Consider the following 15,135-nt stretch of genomic DNA (forward strand, 5'->3'; position numbering starts at 1 on the left):
ACATGTGTAACCGACGTCGGTCCCTCTCTCTCCAACTCTCGTCTCGCCCTTCGAGGCGACCCGGCCCCGACGCTCGACGGACGCCCGACAGTCACCGGGAACGCCCCGAGCACGCGGGTGGTCGCCGGTGAATCGCAGAACCTACCTGAAGACGCTCGGCGCGGTCGGCATCGGTGCCGCGCTCGCCGGCTGTAACACGCCGGACGAGGAGACGCCGACCGAGACGCCGACGACCGAGGAGACGCCGACGCCCGAACCGGACCTCACCGTCTTCGACGCGGTCGACGACCTCGGGATGGACCCGACGGGCCAAGAGCCGGTCGACGACATCCTCGACGGGGTGTACGGCGACGACACGGCCGTCGAGTTCCCGCCGGGCGACTACCTCATCACCCGCGAGCACGACTGGGACCGCGGCGTCTCGAACTTCCGACTCGTCGGCCTCGGCGACTCCCACAAGGACGTGCAGTTCGTCTTCCCGCCGGCGGACCCCGGCGAGCGGTTCCGGATGCTCCGAATCACGAGCGGGGACCACCACGTCCTGAAGAACTTCTCCGTCCAGCAGACCGACGACGACACCACGAGCGCCGACATCTGGCTCGCCAACGACGACGGCGCGCTCATCGAGGACGTCGAGTGGCTCGGTCGAACCCCCACGGACAGCCACGCGCGCGACCAACTGCTCCTCTTCGACTGCACTTCGGTGGAGGGCGTCAACGTCATCCGTCGCGTCTACATGCGCGAGGGCGCGGCGCTCCCCGGCTACCCGAACGGCGTCGCCGGGATTCGCATCACCGAGCGGTCGGTCGGCGAGGTCAGGATGATAGACTGCCACATCGAACAGCGCGGGTCGTCGTCGTTCCGCGCGACCCACACCCGCGGCGTCCTCCGCGTCGAGGGCGGCCTGTTCAAGAACAACGACAACACTAACATGCGCATCTCCGCGGGCGACCACCCCACGAAGACCTCGTGGATCAAGGGCGCGACGGTCATCGTCGACGCCGACAATCTCAACGAACACGCGCGGGAGGGCGACAGACTCGACAGCCCCGAGGGCCTCCGCATCGACTCGACGGGCCACGGCTACACGGGGGTTCTCATCGAGGACTGCGACTTCATCTTCCGGTCGAGTCCCTCCTCTCCGGGCATCATCACCGCCCCGACGTACGGGAGCCACGGCGGCTTCACCCTGCGTAACTGCCGCATCGTCAACGACACCGGCGTCCAGACCATCTACGCGGGACCGGTCGACACCGACATCGCGCGAGAGCCGTGGGGGATGGTCCTCGACAACGTCACCATCTCGGGGGCGTGCGAGAGCCAACCCTACGGCTCGGCGGTCGTCGTCGACGAGAACCGAAACGGCTCCCGCATCGTCGATAGCTGTATCCACCTGCCGAACGGCCGGGTCGGCGGCGTGCTCGTCAACCGCGCGTCGAACTGCGCCGTCGAGTCCACCAGCATCAACGTCAGCGGCCCGCCGACCCGGACCCGCGGCGTCGAACTCCTGCTCGACGACGTGTCCTACACCGCGACCTGCGCGTTCCGCGACGAGTGAGCGGGCGTCGGCGAAGGCACTGCCGGCGTCCTCAGTCGCCGCCAACCTGTCGTGACCGACCGGAATATGGCATGGGGGCCGGACCGCGTTCCGCCGGTCAGAACAGTAGCAAACCTTACCCAGTAGTATGTTCTACCGGCGAACATGGCCACGTCGGTGAAGATGGACGACGACACGAAATCCCGTCTCGAACGGTTACAGGCCGAGATTCGGCTGCAGACCGGGACGCGAGTGACGCAGCAGGAAGTCTTGGCGCGACTCGTCGAGAACGCCGTCGAGTCCAAGGCGGACCTCATCGACTCGTTCCGCGAGAAACGCGTCCCGCTTTCGGAGTCCGAGCGCGAGCAGTTCCACGACGGGATGGTCTCGTCCGGCGTCACGACGACGGAAGAGGACATCGACGACGTGCTGTACGGATGAGCGTCCTCGTCGATACCGGCGTGTTCTTCGCGCACCACGATACGGATGCCGACCGGCACGACCAAGCCGTCAGCGCGTTCGACGAACTGTTCGACGGGGAGTTCGGACAGCCGTACACGAACGACTACGTCCTCGACGAGACGGTAACGCTCACGCGCGCTCGAACGGGTTCGTTCGAGGCTGCGGATACCGTCGCCAGTCGCATTCTCGGCGAGGAACCGTTTCCGAACGTGTTCGAGCTGATTCACGTCGAACCGGACGACGTCCGGGCGTCGCTGGAGACGCTCCGTCGATACGAGGACCACGACCTCAGCTTCACCGATGCGACCATCGTGTCGCTGTGCGAGTCGCGTGGCATCGACGCCGTGTTGAGTTTCGACACGGATTTCGATGGGCTCGTCGACCGCATCGAACCGAGATACTAGGGGTGTCTTCTCCGACCTGTTCGAGCCGAGTCGTTGGCGGCTCACCTACTCTTTGACATACCTATCAACTGGATTTCCATAAAATTCTACGCGGAATAAAATCACTACTGTCTGACGACATCCTCTCCGCCCAGCACGCCACTTCGGCACGCGCTCGGAATTCAAACAGCCTCGCGGCGAGTGGTGACGCGGCGACACCCAGTCTGCTCAGCGACCCCTGAAGTTGAGCCCCGGCGTCAGCGTGATGCCGGTCCTCGGTTCGTCCGACTCGTCTCCGTCTCCGTCGCGGTCGGCGGTCGGTTCCTCTTCGGTCTCGTCGCCGCCCCGGTTGAACAGCGCGTGGTGCACGTAGCGGGCGAAGGGAACCGGGTCGTCGAGTCGCGCGAGGTCGAATCTCGGCTCGTGGTAGATGGAGGCGGCGACCTCCCAGACGGTCTTGGCGAGCGACGGGCGCTCGACGAGCGGCGAGTCGTCGCGGCGGACGCTCATCACGTAGCCGAGTTCGCCCCAGAGGTAGTGGGTGCCGACGCCGAGTTCGTACCCCGGTTCGATGCGGTGTTTCTGCCCGGTCGCCTGCAGCCAGTAGTAGTACGGGAAGTCGGCGCCCGCGCGGACGGTCGAGGGGAGCGACTGCCACATCCGGGGGTTGATTTCGATGAGTTTGAACTCGCCCGTCTCGGCGTCCTTGAGGTACTCGATGCACGCGAGGCCGTGCCAGTTGATGTGGCCGAGGAGCTTCCGCGCGACGGATTCGAGTTCGGGGTCGTACACCGAAGTCCGGTAGACGCCGCCGCCGCCGGTGTAGGAGTTCCCGCGAATCTGGAGGTGCTGGAACGTCGCGAGGGGCTCGCCGTGGTCGTACAGCGCCGCGAACATGTACTTGTCCTCGGTCGGGACGTAGTCCTGCACGATGGGGTCGTGTTTCATCTCGGCGTATATCTCGTCGGGGTCCGGGCGGTCGCCGGGGCGGACGTGGCGGACGCTCTTGACGATGTCGTACTCGTGGGGGTCGTAGCTGTCGACGTACTCGCCGGCGACGACGTTGTACCGCGGCTTGATAATCGAGGGCTCGTCGAACGCCTCGACCTCGCTGAACAGGCGGGTCCGCGGCATGGGGACGCCGGCCTCGACGGCGGCCTCGTAGAGGAGTTTTCGGTCGTGGACCCGGCGGAGCGTCTCGAAGTCGGGGACGACGAGGTCGACGTACTGCTCGAACTCGTCGAGGTACTTCGAGAAGATGTAGCCGTCTTCCGGCCGCGTCGGGATGATGGTCTTCACGTCCGGTCGGGCGGCGATGCCGACGAGGGCGTCCTTGTAGGCAACGAGGTCGTCTTTCGGGGCGGGAATGCGGACGAGTTCGTCGCAGAATCGGGACGAGGCCGCCGGCGTGTCGTCGTGTTCGGAGGCCATCACCGTGTGGATTCCCCGCTCGCCGAGCGACCGGATGCAAGTGTAGTTGCCCGATGGAACGAGCACCGAGTTCCGGGCGTGCGCGCGTTTGGACATGCCTGAACCGTCGCGCGGTGACGGAATTAGTATGGGTCCGCTAACGGGTTCGGGGTCGGTGCCGGGAGTCGGTTCTGACCGCTCGACTCGGGGGTCAGAGCGTGGGCGGCCGTCCGCGACGGGGTCAGACTGCGCCGTCGGGGGTTCGTCGCGTCGCCGACCGAACTGCGGATTCGAACGCGCCCGACCGGATTCGATTCGTGAGAGTCGAGAAAACCGACGGTTTCGCCTCGGTTATCCACAGCATACCGGGGCGAGAGAGATGGTCTCCACGGTCAGCGGACCTGCCGAGTCGGGGAGGCAGACGCTCTCGTCCGAGAACGGTTCGGTTCGGCGCGGTGCCGCGGTGCCGACGGTTCAGGCGGAGCGTCGCCGCCTCAGAGCACGTCGTCGTCGAGTCCGCCGGGGTCGCCGGCGGTGTCGAAGAGGTTGTTCTGGGCGCTCTGGACGAAGTCGGACTGGACGCCGTCCTCGTCGTCGACGGGGGCACCGTAGGCGTCCATTCCCATCGAGAGGAGCTCCTCGACGGCCTGTTCTTCGCTGATGAACTCTTCGTCGACGAGCTGTTCGAACTCGACGAGCAGTTCGTCCGGGAGATTGACTTCTACGACGGGCATAGAGACGCGTTCGTGCTCGATGTACTTGAGCGGCCGGGTGTGAGTAGTTCGTGCCGAGCGTGGTAATCGGTCGCTCCGCGTGACAGTCCGCGTCGCCCGGCAGTCGTAACCGCGTGTCTTATCAGCGCCCGGTCAGTCCGTCCACGCGACGAACGGCGTCGATTTCCGACGCCCCCGAGCGAGGGACCGACGTGACACGCGACACAGACCCGGCGACCGAGGACGCCGCCCCCGCCGAGAGCGACGAGCTCGGCTGGCTTCCGGAGCGCGTCGAACTGCCGAGCGACGAGTGGGTCATCTATCCCCCCGGCGAGCCGCGGCCGGCGAACTTCGCGCTCCGCTTCGAGAAGGCCGTCCCCGCGGTGCTCGTCGGTATCGACCCCGGCGACTCGCTGGGCGTCCACGTCCTCCCGCATCCCGGTGGCCTCTCCGTCTCGGCGCGGTTCGGCGGCGTCGTCGACGACTCGGTCCGCGAGTTCGAGCCGCCGGCGTCGGACGAGGACCGCGAGGCGGTCGCCGCGTGGGTTCGGACGTGGGTCGACCGCGTGGACGACCGGGCCGAACGGGCGCGCATCCGGGCGGCCTGCGCGCCGGTTCCCAACGCCGGCGACCGCGTCTCGCGGGCGCTCTTCGAGCACTTCGGGGGCGCGGACGCCGTCGCGGCCGCGGTGCTCGAACGGAACACCGCCGCGCTCAGGCGCGCGTCGGGGGTCGCAGAGCAGACCGCGACCGACTTGCTCGTCCACTACGGCACCGACGCGGAGTGGGAGCACTACCGCAGCCACCGCGACGCCGCCCCGTGACTCAAATCGCGATTTGACTCTCGCGTAGGGTTATTCCCGTCCGCGACGATTAACGGGTATGTCCCTGACACGACGCACCTTCCTCGGTTCGACCGCCCTCCTCTCGTTCGGTCTCCTCGCCGGCTGCGTCGGCGACGGCGGGTCGGACGACGGCGCGACGACTGACGACGAGACGACCGACGAGCCGACGGACACGACGGACGACCTCCCGGACGGAAACGGCACCGACGACGGCACCGGCGGCACCCGCCCGTCCGGCGGTCCCGGCATCTCGCTCGTCGGCGTCGACGACGACCCCGACGTGCCCGTCGAACACGAAATCGAGATAACGGAGGACCTCGCGACCGAGGACCACCCGCCGCAGGTCCGCATCACGCTGACGAACACCGGCGACGAGGTCGTCGAGGTCGGCGAGGGGAGAACGGTCTTCTTCCAGTACGTCTCGGACACGACGAACGACCTCATCTTCCTCCCCGCGGACGGCGAGTATCCCGCCGAGGCGGGCTGTTGGCGGCTCGAAGACCATATCGCCGTGACCGAGGAGTACCGGATTCTCTCGCTCGAACCCGGCGAGTCGCGGTCGGAGCTGCTGAACCTCTACGGTGTCGCCCAGTCCGAGGACGAGGAAGCGAGCTGTCTCCCGGTCGGCGAGTTCCGCTTCGAGGCTGACTTCGCCACTGGCGGGCTCTCGGGGTCCGCTGACGACGACAGACGGGAGGCGACGTGGGGCTTCTCGCTCACGCTGGAGTGAGGGCCGCGGGTACCGAACGCGACCGTCGACGCCGCCAACGCCGTCGACTCGGGGGCTACTCGGCTTCCTTTGCGGCGGTCGAGTCCGAGACGACCGACCACCCCGAAGGGTCGATGTCGTGTCCTTCGACCGTTCCACGACGACCGAGAGCGCCTCCCGCATGCCGGGTTGTCCAGTACCGTCTCTAGGGAGTCTGCGGGAATTCACTCGCCCCTATTCGAGCGGTCTGTTCTCGGGTTTGATGCGTGGCTTCGGTTCGAAGCCGTCGGCGAACACGGGTGGGAGCGTTGGCTATACCGCCCTCCCATGGTCGGTTGAATATATACGACGCGGGGACGAAACCGTCGTCGTATGTCGAACGCTAGCGCACCGAATTCCGAACTCACGGGCCCGACCAGACTCACGCTCAAGGTCTGGCACCCGGACTGCTGGACGCTGGAAGTGACGGAGAACGTCGACGCCGGGGTCACCGCTCACACCGTGTACAACACGCCCGAAGACACGGTCAAGGGACACTTCACGGTCTACGCCGACCGGGTCGAGGACATCGACGATTTCGTCCGCGCGACCGAGCGGTCGCGGTTGACCGACTCCGTCTCCGAGTTGAGCCCCCGCCACGAGTTCGACAACGGCGCGTCGAACGTCGGTAACACGACGCGGGAGATGATGGTCGAGTACGACCCCGAAAACAGCATGACCGACTCGCTTCTGTCGCACGGCTTCGTCCACGACGCGCCCGTCCGCGTCGACGACGGATGGGAGTACTGGCCGGTCATCGACACCGACGACCGGGCCGACCTCCGCGAGCGCCTCGACTCGCTGGAGGCGGCGAATCAGGCCGAAATCATCGTCACCAAGGTCACCTCCGTCGCCGGCGCGAAGAACCACGTCTCGCACCAACTGGACAAGCTCTCGAACCGCCAGCGCGAGGTGTTCGAACTCGCCTGCCGGCGCGACTACTACACGTGGCCGCGGGCGACGACGACGCGGGAACTGGCCGACGAACTCGACATCTCGAAGACCACGCTGCTCGAACATCTCCGGAAGGCCGAGGCGAAACTCCTCAACCAGTACGCGGAGTCAACTCCGTAACGCCGTCGACCCCGCTCGTTATTCGATTCGATAACTTTCTCCCCGGTTTACTCCGGACACGGTGGTGTCGGTTCGACGGGTCGCGCCCGCGGTACCGACAGCGTCTTTCCGTTCAGTCGGCCCCCTGTGGCGCGCGCCACGTACAGTCCGTACAGCGTTCGATTCCGTGTCGCGTCTGCGTCTCCGAACCGCACTCCGGGCATCGTTGGGCCGACAGTCGCTCCGTGACTGAGTTCGTCATGGCTGAGTCCTCGGCGGAGGGCGAGTTATACTAGTGTCTGTCCATGGGAGGGTGGCCCTCGTGAGAGGTCGGGCGAGCGTACACGCCGCAACTCCGGCTTCGGAGTTCGCCCGCCCGCTGGAGTCGGCTACAGGCGTGTTCTATCTCGATCGGATGTCCGTCCACTCCGGCGAGTATCTCGTCTATCGGCGTCGGTCCGCGGCGGTCGAGAAGCGCGAGCACCGCCCGCTCGACCTCGTCCGCCCGCTCTCTCACGCACACCGACGCGCTTCCGAGTCGCGTTTCGTCCGGCGTTCGTCTCTCGGCGTCCGGTCGTCTTCGACTCGCTCGTCGCTGGTCGTGACCATACCGGTGGTGTTCGCTTCGCGGTTATATACCCATCCCCGACTATGATACGGTCCGGCCGACGATTCGGGTCGAAACTTCCCAGCTGTTGATGTTTGGTGCCTAATCCTCAAAACCCTTAGAGAACTCCTGAAGAGGGTTAATTTCGGAATATCGTGGGACTATCAAACCCATTACAACAGCGTTCATATATATTTTCCATTGACGACCCCGACCATAGTAGCACATCCGTATAACTACCTCCTGTTCAAGGCTCTGGGTAGGATTATCATGTCAGACTCAGAGGCGAGAACGGCGAGAGAGGAGTGGGGAAGCCGGTTCGGCTTCCTCATGGCGATGCTCGGCGCGATGGTGGGCGCGGGCAACATCTGGCGCATGCCGTTCACGACGGGCGAAAACGGCGGCGGCGCCTTCCTCGTGGCCTACATCCTCCTGTTGTACCTCATCGCGGTTCCCGGACTGATGGCTGAGACGATGATCGGCCGCTACACGAACAACGGGGTCATCGGGGCGTTCAAGCAGGTCCTCGGGAGCAAGCGGGCGCAGGGTCTCGGCCTCGTGGTCCTCATCGTCAACGTGGCGCTGATGTCGTACTACGCGCCCATCATCGGCTGGGCGCTCTACTACGCCGGCCACTCGGTGCTCATGACGTTCACCCAGCCGGGGTTCCAGCCGCAGGCGTTCTGGGATGGCTTCATCAACAACCCGGCGCTCGTCGTCGGGATGCACACGGTGACGATGGCCGGTTTGGCCGGCGTCCTCGTGTTCGGTATCCGCCGCGGCATCGAGCGCGTCGTGAAGTGGATGATTCCGCTGCTCGTCGTCGCGCTCGTGGCGGTCTCGATTCGCGGCATCACGCTCCCCGGCGGCATGGAGGGCGTCGCGTTCGTCTTCACGCCAGATTGGGGCTACCTCACCCGCGGCAGTACGTGGGTCGCGGCGCTCAGTCAGGCGCTGTTCTCGACGGGTCTCGGGTGGGGTATCGCGCTGACCTACGGGAGCTACCTCAGCCGGTACGACGACGTGCCGCTCGGCGGCGGCCTGTTCACCGCCATCGGGAACACGAGCATCGGCCTGCTCGCGGTGTTCGCCACGTTCCCCGTCGTCTTCGCGTTCGGACTCGAACCGAGCGCCGGGTCGAACCTGCTTTTCATCTCGATGGCGCAGGTGTTCCCCGAACTCCCCGGCGGGAGTCTGTGGGCCATCGTGTTCTTCGTCTCCTTCTTCTTCGCGACGTTCACCTCCGGCCTCGGCATCACCGAGGTCGCCGTCACCACCGTCTCGGAGGAGACGCGGCTCTCTCGGACGGGTGCCGTGCTCGCGTCCTGCGGCGCTATCTGGCTGTTCGGCCTCCCGAGCGCCTACTCGTCGGCGTTCCTCGGGCGGATGGACTTCATGTTCGGGAGCTTCGGCCTCCCGCTCGCGACGCTTTCCATCATCGCGCTCGTCGCGTGGAAGTTCGGTCCCGAGCGCGCCCGCGTTCTCGACCTCAACCGTAACGCCGGCATCTACGTCGGCTCGTGGTGGAATCCGGTCGTGAAGTACGTCATCCCCGTCGTGATGGTGTTCATCCTCGGCTACGGCGTCTACTCCAGCATCGGTACGTCGAACCAGCGGCTGATGCTGCTCGGCGTCGCGTTCATGGCCGCGCTCGTCGTCGTGAGCACGGTCGTGATGAGCGTCGTCGGCGACGAGCCGCCGTCCGGTTCCGCGGCCGTCCCGGGGGGTGACGACTGAGATGGCCCTCTCGACGCTCACGTGGGTCTCGATGCTCGTCTCGCTCCTCCTGTTGCCCGGCGTCGCGGCCGCGGTCCTCGTCAGGTCGCTCCGAACCGAGGAGCGCAAACTCGCGCTCTTACGGGAACAGGACGACGTCGATAGCTACTCGCCGCGGGCGCTATCCGACCTCCGCGAGTGGATTCGCGCGAACCCCGACGACCCCTACGCGCCGATTGCCCGTCGCCGCTACAACGAGTGCGTGCGGTCGCTCCGAGCGATTGACGAGCCGCATTACGACTGGTCAGACGAGCAAATCGCCCGGCTCGAACTGGTGGACGAATGAACGGAAACGACGCCGACGAACTCGCGGACGAGAGTGAGTTCGAGTTCGACGACCTCACCACGGACGCGTCGTTCACGACCATCGACACGCACACCGAGGGCGAACCGACCCGCATCGTCGTCGACGGCATCGACCGCGCCGCGCTCGCGGGCGACTCGGTCCGGGAGCGCCGCGACTCGTTCGCCGAGACCCACGACTGGGTACGCGACCTGTTGATGCGGGAGCCCCGCGGCCACGACGACATGTTCGGAGCGGTCGTCGTCGCCTCCACCCGTCCCGACGCGGACCTGGGCGTCTTCTTCATGGACAGTCGGGGCTATCTCGACATGTGCGGCCACGGGACCATCGGCGTCGTCTCCGCGCTCCTCGAACTGGGGCGACTCGACCGACGCGAGACCGTCCGCGTCGAGACGCCGGCCGGACTCGTCGAGGCGACGCCCGAATACGCGCCTGACGGCGGCGTCGAGCGCGTCACGATAGAGAACGTCCGGTCGTTCGTCTACGACGAGGCGACCGTCCCGGTCTCGTTTCTCGACTCGCCGCTCCGCGTCGACGTCGTCTACGCGGGCAACTTCTTCGCGCTGGTCGACAGCGACCAGCTCGACCTGCCCGTCGAACCGCGATACGCATCGACCTTCGTCGATTGGGGCCTCGAAATCCGCGACGCCGTCAACGAGCACCTCGATATCGTCCACCCGCTCACCGGCGAGGCGGGCTCGGTCTCGATTACCGAGATATACGGCACGCCTGACGAGGTGGACCGGAGCATCGTCGTCTTCGGCGAGGGACAGGTCGACCGCTCGCCCTGTGGGACCGGAACGTGCGCGAAGATGGCGCTCCTCCACGACGCCGGCGCGCTCGACATCGGCGAGTCGTACCTCCACGAGAGCATCGTCGGCACGCGCTTCGAAGGCAGACTCGTCGCGGCCGAAGAGCGGGACGGCGTGACGCTGACGACGCCGCGCATCACCGGGTCAGCCCGCATCACGGGAAAACACACGTTCGTCAAAGACGCGAAGGACTCGCTTTCCGGGTTCAGCATCTCGGCGGAGTAGCGGGTTCGGACCACCTCCTTTTTCCGAATCAGTCCATCCCGCTCGATAGCTCCACGTCGTCGGCCTCCAGTTCGCCGCCGGCCGGCGTCCCGCGCACGTCGCCCTCGCGCCACGTCCCCCGGCGGAACCAGAGCCACGCGATGAACGCGCCCGCGACGTTCGAGACGAAGAACGCGATCCAGATGCCCCGAACGTCGGTGCTTCCGAGGAACCAGAAGTCCGTCGGCAGGAGTCCCTGCGACGCGACGAAGGCGACCGGAAGCCGGATGCCGGCGAGCGTGACGACCGATATCACCGCGGCGATGAGCGTCTTTCCCGCGCCACGGAAGCCGCCGGTGAAGGCCCGCATGATGCCGATGAAGCCGAACGACAGCGAGACGTACCGCAGGAACTGCGCCCCCACGTCGAGGACCGCCGCGTCGGTGGTGAAAACCGAGACGATGGGCTCAGGAACGAGGAAGATGGCGAGTCCGAGCAGGCCGAGGACGAAGAACAGGCCCTTGGCCGCGACGTAGTTCGCCTGCTCCGCGCGGTCGTACTTCCCCGCGCCGATGTTCTGGCCGGACATCGTCTCGACGCCGCGGGCGACGGCGATAGCCGGGAGGAAGATGACCGAGAACACGCGGGTCCCGATGCCGAACGCCGCGACGACGGAGGTCGAAAACAGGCCGACGACGATGAGAAGCGCGTTGATGGAGAGCGCGCGGCCCGTCCCCTCGATGCTGGCGGGGATGCCGATGCGGAGAATCTTCCGCAGGTACCGGAAGTCCGGTCGCATGTCCGTGAGGTGAATCTGGATGCCTCTGGTGCCCGATACCATGATGGCGATGCCGACGACCATCGCGAGGACCCGCGAGATGACGGTGGCGATGGCCGCGCCCTGAATCCCGAGTTCGGGGAACTGAATCGGGCCCAGCGCCCACCCGTTGATGAAAAACGGGTCGAGGACGACGTTGAGGACGACGGTCCCGAACATCACGAGCATCGGCGTGATGGTGTCGCCCGCCCCGCGCATCAGCGAGATGAACACGAAGAAGCCGAACATGAACGGCAGACCGAGCGCGATGACCTGCATGTAGGCCGTCGCGCCCGGCAGCACGTCCGGCGAGGCCCCGAGGAAATCGAGGAACGGGCGGACGAGCGGGTAGCCGAGCGCGCCGAGCATCGCGGACCCGAGGAACGCGAACGTGACGGTCTGGGAGGCCGCGTACTCGGCTTTGTCCGTCTCCTCGGCCCCGGTGTGCTGGGCGACGAGGACGCTCCCGGCGACGGACAGCCCCATCCCGAGCGAGATGAGGAGAAACACCATGGGGAAGGCGAACGAGATGGCCGCGAGCGCCTCCGTCGAGTACTGGCCGAGCCAGAACGTGTCCGCGAGGTTGTACGCCGTCTGGAGCAGGTTCGTGACGACGATGGGGAGCGACAGGTAGAGAAGCGGCTTGACGATGCCGCCCTCGGTGAGGTTGAGTTCCTCTTGTCCCTTGAACAGGCTCATTCGTCCACCTCCGACCCCGGCGTCCAGCCGAGGTGGAGTTCGAGGGCGTCTTCGACGACCCGCCGGGTCTCAGCGGGGTGTTCGCCGAGCGCGACGGCGCGGGCGTGCGCGCCGTTGCTCATGGTCGTGACGAGCCGCGCGATTTCCGCCGGGTCGGTCTCGTCGAACACTCCCGTTTCGACGCCGTCGCGGACGATGTCGGCGACGGTTCCGCGCATCACGTCGTCGAGGTCGAGGAAGCGCTCGCGGAACAGTTCGTGGTAGGGCGCTTGCGCCTTCAGTTCCATGAGCGCCACGGGGAAGCCGTCGACGTCGGGGTCCTCGGGGTTGAACACCGCGTCGAGAACCGCGTCGAGCCGCTTTCCGGGGTCGGACGCGCCGCACGACAACTTCGACTCGAATCGCTCGATTCGGTCGTCGAGGAAGGCGTTGAGGAGCTCCTCTTTCGTGTCGAAGTGGTAGTGAATCGCGGCGCTCGTCACCGACGACTCGTCCGCGATTCGCTGTACCGTGAGGCCGGCGTACCCGTGTTCGCAGAGCGCCCGGTTGGTCGCCCCGAGTATCTCGGCCCTGGTCTCTGCGTCCATCTTCTGTCCCGGCTTACTGACCGGTCAGTTAAGAGACTTTGGACCGCGAACCCCTTCGTCAGGGCGACTCACGGCCGGCCGTCTGCCAGAGTTTCTAAGTGGCCGAGCCGGGTACCCGAGTGTAGTGCCTCTCTCGCTGTCACCGTACGTGGGTGCGCTTCTCCTCGCGACCGCGATTTCCGCCGGGGTCGCGAGCTACGGCTGGCAGTACCGCGACGAACCGACCGGGCGGTGGTTCATCGCCCTCGCTTTGAGCGCCAGCGGCTGGGCGCTGTTCGAGGCGTTTTACCTCCTCGCCGACTCGGCGTCCGCCCGCCTCCTGTGGTACGTTCTCGTCTTGATACCCGCGGAGGCGGCGGTCTTTTTCACCCTGCTTTTCGCCCTCGAAATCGCGGGCTACGAGCGGTTGGTCTCTCGCCGCACCGCCGCGCTGTTCGCCGTGTGGCCCACGTTGACCGTCGTGGGGGCGGTAACGAACGCGCTCGGACTCCACACGCTGCTGTGGGAGTCGCTGTCGTTTTCGACCACCGGTGGAATCACGACGGCCGATGTCGTCTACGGACCGCTGTTCTGGGTGGATATTGTCTACAGCTACGTCGCGGTCGGGGCCGCGCTCGTCGTCCTCGGCATCCACTGCCTGCGGAGCCGACAGATATACCGAAAGCAAGCGCTCCTCCTGTTCGTCGCGGTTCTCGTTCCCCCCATCGTCGGCGCGGTGTATCTCTGGACGCCGTTTTCGCCCGCGAACCCCATCGCCATCTCGTTCGCCGCCACGTCGTCGCTGCTCGCCATCGGGCTCTCGCGGTACCGAATCCTCGACATCAGCCCCATCGCGCGGGACCTCGTCATCGAGCGGATGGCCGACCCCGTCATCGTCGTCGACCGAAAGGACCGGCTGGCCGACACCAACCCGTCGGCGAGGGCGCTTTTCGACGTGGAGCCCTCGTCGCTGGGGACGCCCGTCGCCGACGTGTTCGACGCGGAGGTCGCCGAGGCCCTCGAAACCGACGGGGAGCTCCGGGTCGTCGACGACAACGGCGAGGCGCGCTACTTCGAGGTCGACAGGTCGGCCGTGACCGACGGCCGTGACGCGGTTCGCGGCCACCTGCACATCCTCCACGACATCACCGAGCGCCGCGTCCGCGAGCGGTGGTTCCGCGCGCTCACGGAGAACGCCTCCGACCTCATCTTCGTCCTCGACGCCGACGGCTCGGTCAGCTACCTGAGCGACTCGGCCGCGCAGACGCTCGGCGCCGACGCGGACCCGAGCGAGGTTCGGTCGCTGGCGCGGTTCCTCCACCCCGACGACGAGGACGCCGCCGTCGAGACGTTCCGGGAGGCGCTGGCGCGCCCCGACGAGGACGCCACCGCCGAACTCCGGTTCCGCAGTTCGACCCGCGGGTGGCGCGTCTTCAGCGTCCGGTGTCGGAATCTCCTCGACGACCCCGTCGTCGGCGGCGTCGTCGTCAACGCCCACGACGTGTCCGACCGGCGCAAGCACGAACAGCAGCTCGAAACGTTCGCGAACGTCGTCTCGCACGACCTGCGCAACCCGCTGAACGTGGCGGAGGGCTACCTCGAACTGGTGAAGGAGGCGGAGCGCCCCGACCCGGACCACGTCGAGCGAATCGAGGCGGCCCACGACCGCATGGGCGAGATCATCACCGACGTGCTCGCGCTCGCCCGCGGCGGCACGGTCGACGAGCGCGAGACGGTCTCGCTCGACGCCGTCGCGACCGAGGCGTGGGCGAACGTCGACACCAAATCGGCCGCGCTCGAGGTGGCCGAAAGCGCGTCGTTCATGGCGGACCGGACTCGGCTCCTCCAGCTTTTCGAGAACCTGTTTCGGAACTCCGTCGAGCACGCCGGCGACGGCGTGACCGTCACCGTCGGCGCGACTCGGGACGGCTTCTACGTCGAAGACGACGGTACCGGCGTCCCGTCGGAAGACCGCCCGAAGCTCTTCGAGTCGGGGTTCACGACCGCGGTCGACGGCACCGGTTTCGGCCTCGCAATCGTCCGCACTATCGCCGACGCCCACGACTGGTCGGTCGGCTACGAGGACGCCGCGGACGCCGGCGCTCGGTTCGTGATTCGGGGCGTCGAACGCGCCGAGGACCCGGTTCAGGCGTCGAGCTCGGCGTCGTCCGACGACGCTTAACCGCCGCCTGCGGACCG

At 66.6% G+C, this 15,135-nt stretch carries 15 protein-coding genes; 10 read left to right on the forward strand and 5 right to left on the reverse strand.

The window, feature by feature from the left end; translation table 11 throughout:
• The first annotated feature begins 127 nt into the window (after nt 1-127).
• The 3 genes from ABY42_RS18130 (at nt 128) to ABY42_RS18140 (ending at nt 2,403) form a co-directional block, all read left to right on the forward strand.
• Nucleotides 128-1,558, forward strand: coding sequence for a twin-arginine translocation signal domain-containing protein (locus ABY42_RS18130; RefSeq protein WP_050460378.1), 1,431 nt, complete (start codon nt 128-130; stop codon nt 1,556-1,558).
• Between the two features lie 144 nt (nt 1,559-1,702).
• Complete coding sequence (locus tag ABY42_RS18135) at nt 1,703-1,978, forward strand: hypothetical protein (protein ID WP_050460379.1); 276 nt, start codon at nt 1,703-1,705, stop codon at nt 1,976-1,978.
• Nucleotides 1,975-2,403, forward strand: coding sequence for a type II toxin-antitoxin system VapC family toxin (locus ABY42_RS18140; protein WP_004978004.1), 429 nt, complete (start codon nt 1,975-1,977; stop codon nt 2,401-2,403). The genes ABY42_RS18135 and ABY42_RS18140 overlap by 4 nt, the downstream gene beginning before the upstream one ends.
• Nucleotides 2,404-2,610: 207 nt before the next feature.
• Here the strand turns inward: ABY42_RS18140 and ABY42_RS18145 are convergent, their stop codons facing one another.
• Both ABY42_RS18145 and ABY42_RS18150 read right to left on the reverse strand, forming a co-directional pair.
• Nucleotides 2,611-3,909, reverse strand: a complete 1,299-nt coding sequence (locus ABY42_RS18145) for a carboxylate--amine ligase (protein ID WP_050460380.1) — start codon at nt 3,907-3,909, stop codon at nt 2,611-2,613.
• 377 nt (nt 3,910-4,286) lie between these two features.
• Nucleotides 4,287-4,526 carry a DUF7120 family protein gene (locus tag ABY42_RS18150; RefSeq protein WP_004978002.1) on the reverse strand — a complete coding sequence of 80 codons (240 nt, stop codon included), beginning with the start codon at nt 4,524-4,526 and terminating at the stop codon, nt 4,287-4,289.
• A gap of 191 nt (nt 4,527-4,717) precedes the next feature.
• Between ABY42_RS18150 and ABY42_RS18155 the strand changes: the two genes are divergently transcribed.
• The 3 genes from ABY42_RS18155 (at nt 4,718) to ABY42_RS18165 (ending at nt 7,172) form a co-directional block, all read left to right on the forward strand.
• Nucleotides 4,718-5,329, forward strand: a complete 612-nt coding sequence (locus ABY42_RS18155) for a hypothetical protein (protein WP_050460381.1) — start codon at nt 4,718-4,720, stop codon at nt 5,327-5,329.
• 58 nt (nt 5,330-5,387) lie between these two features.
• Nucleotides 5,388-6,080: a hypothetical protein gene (locus tag ABY42_RS18160; RefSeq protein ID WP_050460382.1), complete on the forward strand. Its 693-nt coding sequence runs from the start codon at nt 5,388-5,390 to the stop codon at nt 6,078-6,080.
• 351 nt (nt 6,081-6,431) lie between these two features.
• Nucleotides 6,432-7,172 (forward strand): helix-turn-helix domain-containing protein, encoded by a 741-nt coding sequence (locus ABY42_RS18165; RefSeq protein WP_004977998.1) that lies wholly within the window; start codon nt 6,432-6,434, stop codon nt 7,170-7,172.
• Nucleotides 7,173-7,443: 271 nt separating this feature from the next.
• On the opposite strand, the gene ABY42_RS19190 is transcribed toward ABY42_RS18165, so the two are convergent.
• Complete coding sequence (locus tag ABY42_RS19190; RefSeq protein ID WP_231608389.1) at nt 7,444-7,668, reverse strand: hypothetical protein; 225 nt, start codon at nt 7,666-7,668, stop codon at nt 7,444-7,446.
• A gap of 420 nt (nt 7,669-8,088) precedes the next feature.
• Between ABY42_RS19190 and ABY42_RS18170 the strand changes: the two genes are divergently transcribed.
• The 3 genes from ABY42_RS18170 to ABY42_RS18180 are packed head-to-tail and all read left to right on the forward strand — an operon-like array spanning nt 8,089 to nt 10,875.
• The gene (locus ABY42_RS18170) at nt 8,089-9,495 is read left to right on the forward strand and encodes a sodium-dependent transporter (RefSeq protein WP_050460422.1); all 1,407 of its coding nucleotides are present in this window, start codon (nt 8,089-8,091) and stop codon (nt 9,493-9,495) included.
• Between the two features lies 1 nt (nt 9,496).
• Complete coding sequence (locus ABY42_RS18175; protein ID WP_004977992.1) at nt 9,497-9,820, forward strand: hypothetical protein; 324 nt, start codon at nt 9,497-9,499, stop codon at nt 9,818-9,820.
• A complete protein-coding gene (locus ABY42_RS18180; protein ID WP_050460383.1) occupies nt 9,817-10,875 on the forward strand; it encodes a proline racemase family protein in 1,059 nt (352 codons plus the stop codon). The genes ABY42_RS18175 and ABY42_RS18180 overlap by 4 nt, the downstream gene beginning before the upstream one ends.
• A 28-nt stretch (nt 10,876-10,903) precedes the next feature.
• Here the strand turns inward: ABY42_RS18180 and ABY42_RS18185 are convergent, their stop codons facing one another.
• Together ABY42_RS18185 and ABY42_RS18190 are read right to left on the reverse strand one after the other, a co-directional pair.
• Nucleotides 10,904-12,370 (reverse strand): MATE family efflux transporter, encoded by a 1,467-nt coding sequence (locus tag ABY42_RS18185; protein WP_050460384.1) that lies wholly within the window; start codon nt 12,368-12,370, stop codon nt 10,904-10,906.
• Nucleotides 12,367-12,957, reverse strand: coding sequence for a TetR/AcrR family transcriptional regulator (locus tag ABY42_RS18190; protein WP_004977987.1), 591 nt, complete (start codon nt 12,955-12,957; stop codon nt 12,367-12,369). Before ABY42_RS18190 ends, ABY42_RS18185 begins: the two co-directional genes overlap by 4 nt.
• A 148-nt stretch (nt 12,958-13,105) precedes the next feature.
• Here ABY42_RS18190 and ABY42_RS18195 point away from each other — a divergent pair, with 148 nt between their 5' ends.
• A complete protein-coding gene (locus tag ABY42_RS18195) occupies nt 13,106-15,118 on the forward strand; it encodes a sensor histidine kinase (RefSeq protein WP_050460423.1) in 2,013 nt (670 codons plus the stop codon).
• Nucleotides 15,119-15,135: the final 17 nt, after the last annotated feature.

It is taken from the genome of Haloferax gibbonsii, assembly GCF_001190965.1.
Lineage (GTDB): Archaea > Halobacteriota > Halobacteria > Halobacteriales > Haloferacaceae > Haloferax > Haloferax gibbonsii.

Excerpts from the sequence above, each read along its gene's own strand:
- ABY42_RS18135 (WP_050460379.1), top strand. The coding sequence starts at position 1,703 with ATGGCCACGTCGGTGAAGATGGACGACGACACGAAATCCCGTCTCGAA.
- ABY42_RS18140 (WP_004978004.1), top strand. The coding sequence starts at position 1,975 with ATGAGCGTCCTCGTCGATACCGGCGTGTTCTTCGCGCACCACGATACG.
- ABY42_RS18145 (WP_050460380.1), bottom strand. The coding sequence starts at position 3,909 with ATGTCCAAACGCGCGCACGCCCGGAACTCGGTGCTCGTTCCATCGGGC.
- ABY42_RS18150 (WP_004978002.1), bottom strand. The coding sequence starts at position 4,526 with ATGCCCGTCGTAGAAGTCAATCTCCCGGACGAACTGCTCGTCGAGTTC.
- ABY42_RS18160 (WP_050460382.1), top strand. The coding sequence starts at position 5,388 with ATGTCCCTGACACGACGCACCTTCCTCGGTTCGACCGCCCTCCTCTCG.
- ABY42_RS18165 (WP_004977998.1), top strand. The coding sequence starts at position 6,432 with ATGTCGAACGCTAGCGCACCGAATTCCGAACTCACGGGCCCGACCAGA.
- ABY42_RS18170 (WP_050460422.1), top strand. The coding sequence starts at position 8,089 with ATGGCGATGCTCGGCGCGATGGTGGGCGCGGGCAACATCTGGCGCATG.
- ABY42_RS18175 (WP_004977992.1), top strand. The coding sequence starts at position 9,497 with ATGGCCCTCTCGACGCTCACGTGGGTCTCGATGCTCGTCTCGCTCCTC.
- ABY42_RS18180 (WP_050460383.1), top strand. The coding sequence starts at position 9,817 with ATGAACGGAAACGACGCCGACGAACTCGCGGACGAGAGTGAGTTCGAG.
- ABY42_RS18185 (WP_050460384.1), bottom strand. The coding sequence starts at position 12,370 with ATGAGCCTGTTCAAGGGACAAGAGGAACTCAACCTCACCGAGGGCGGC.
- ABY42_RS18190 (WP_004977987.1), bottom strand. The coding sequence starts at position 12,957 with ATGGACGCAGAGACCAGGGCCGAGATACTCGGGGCGACCAACCGGGCG.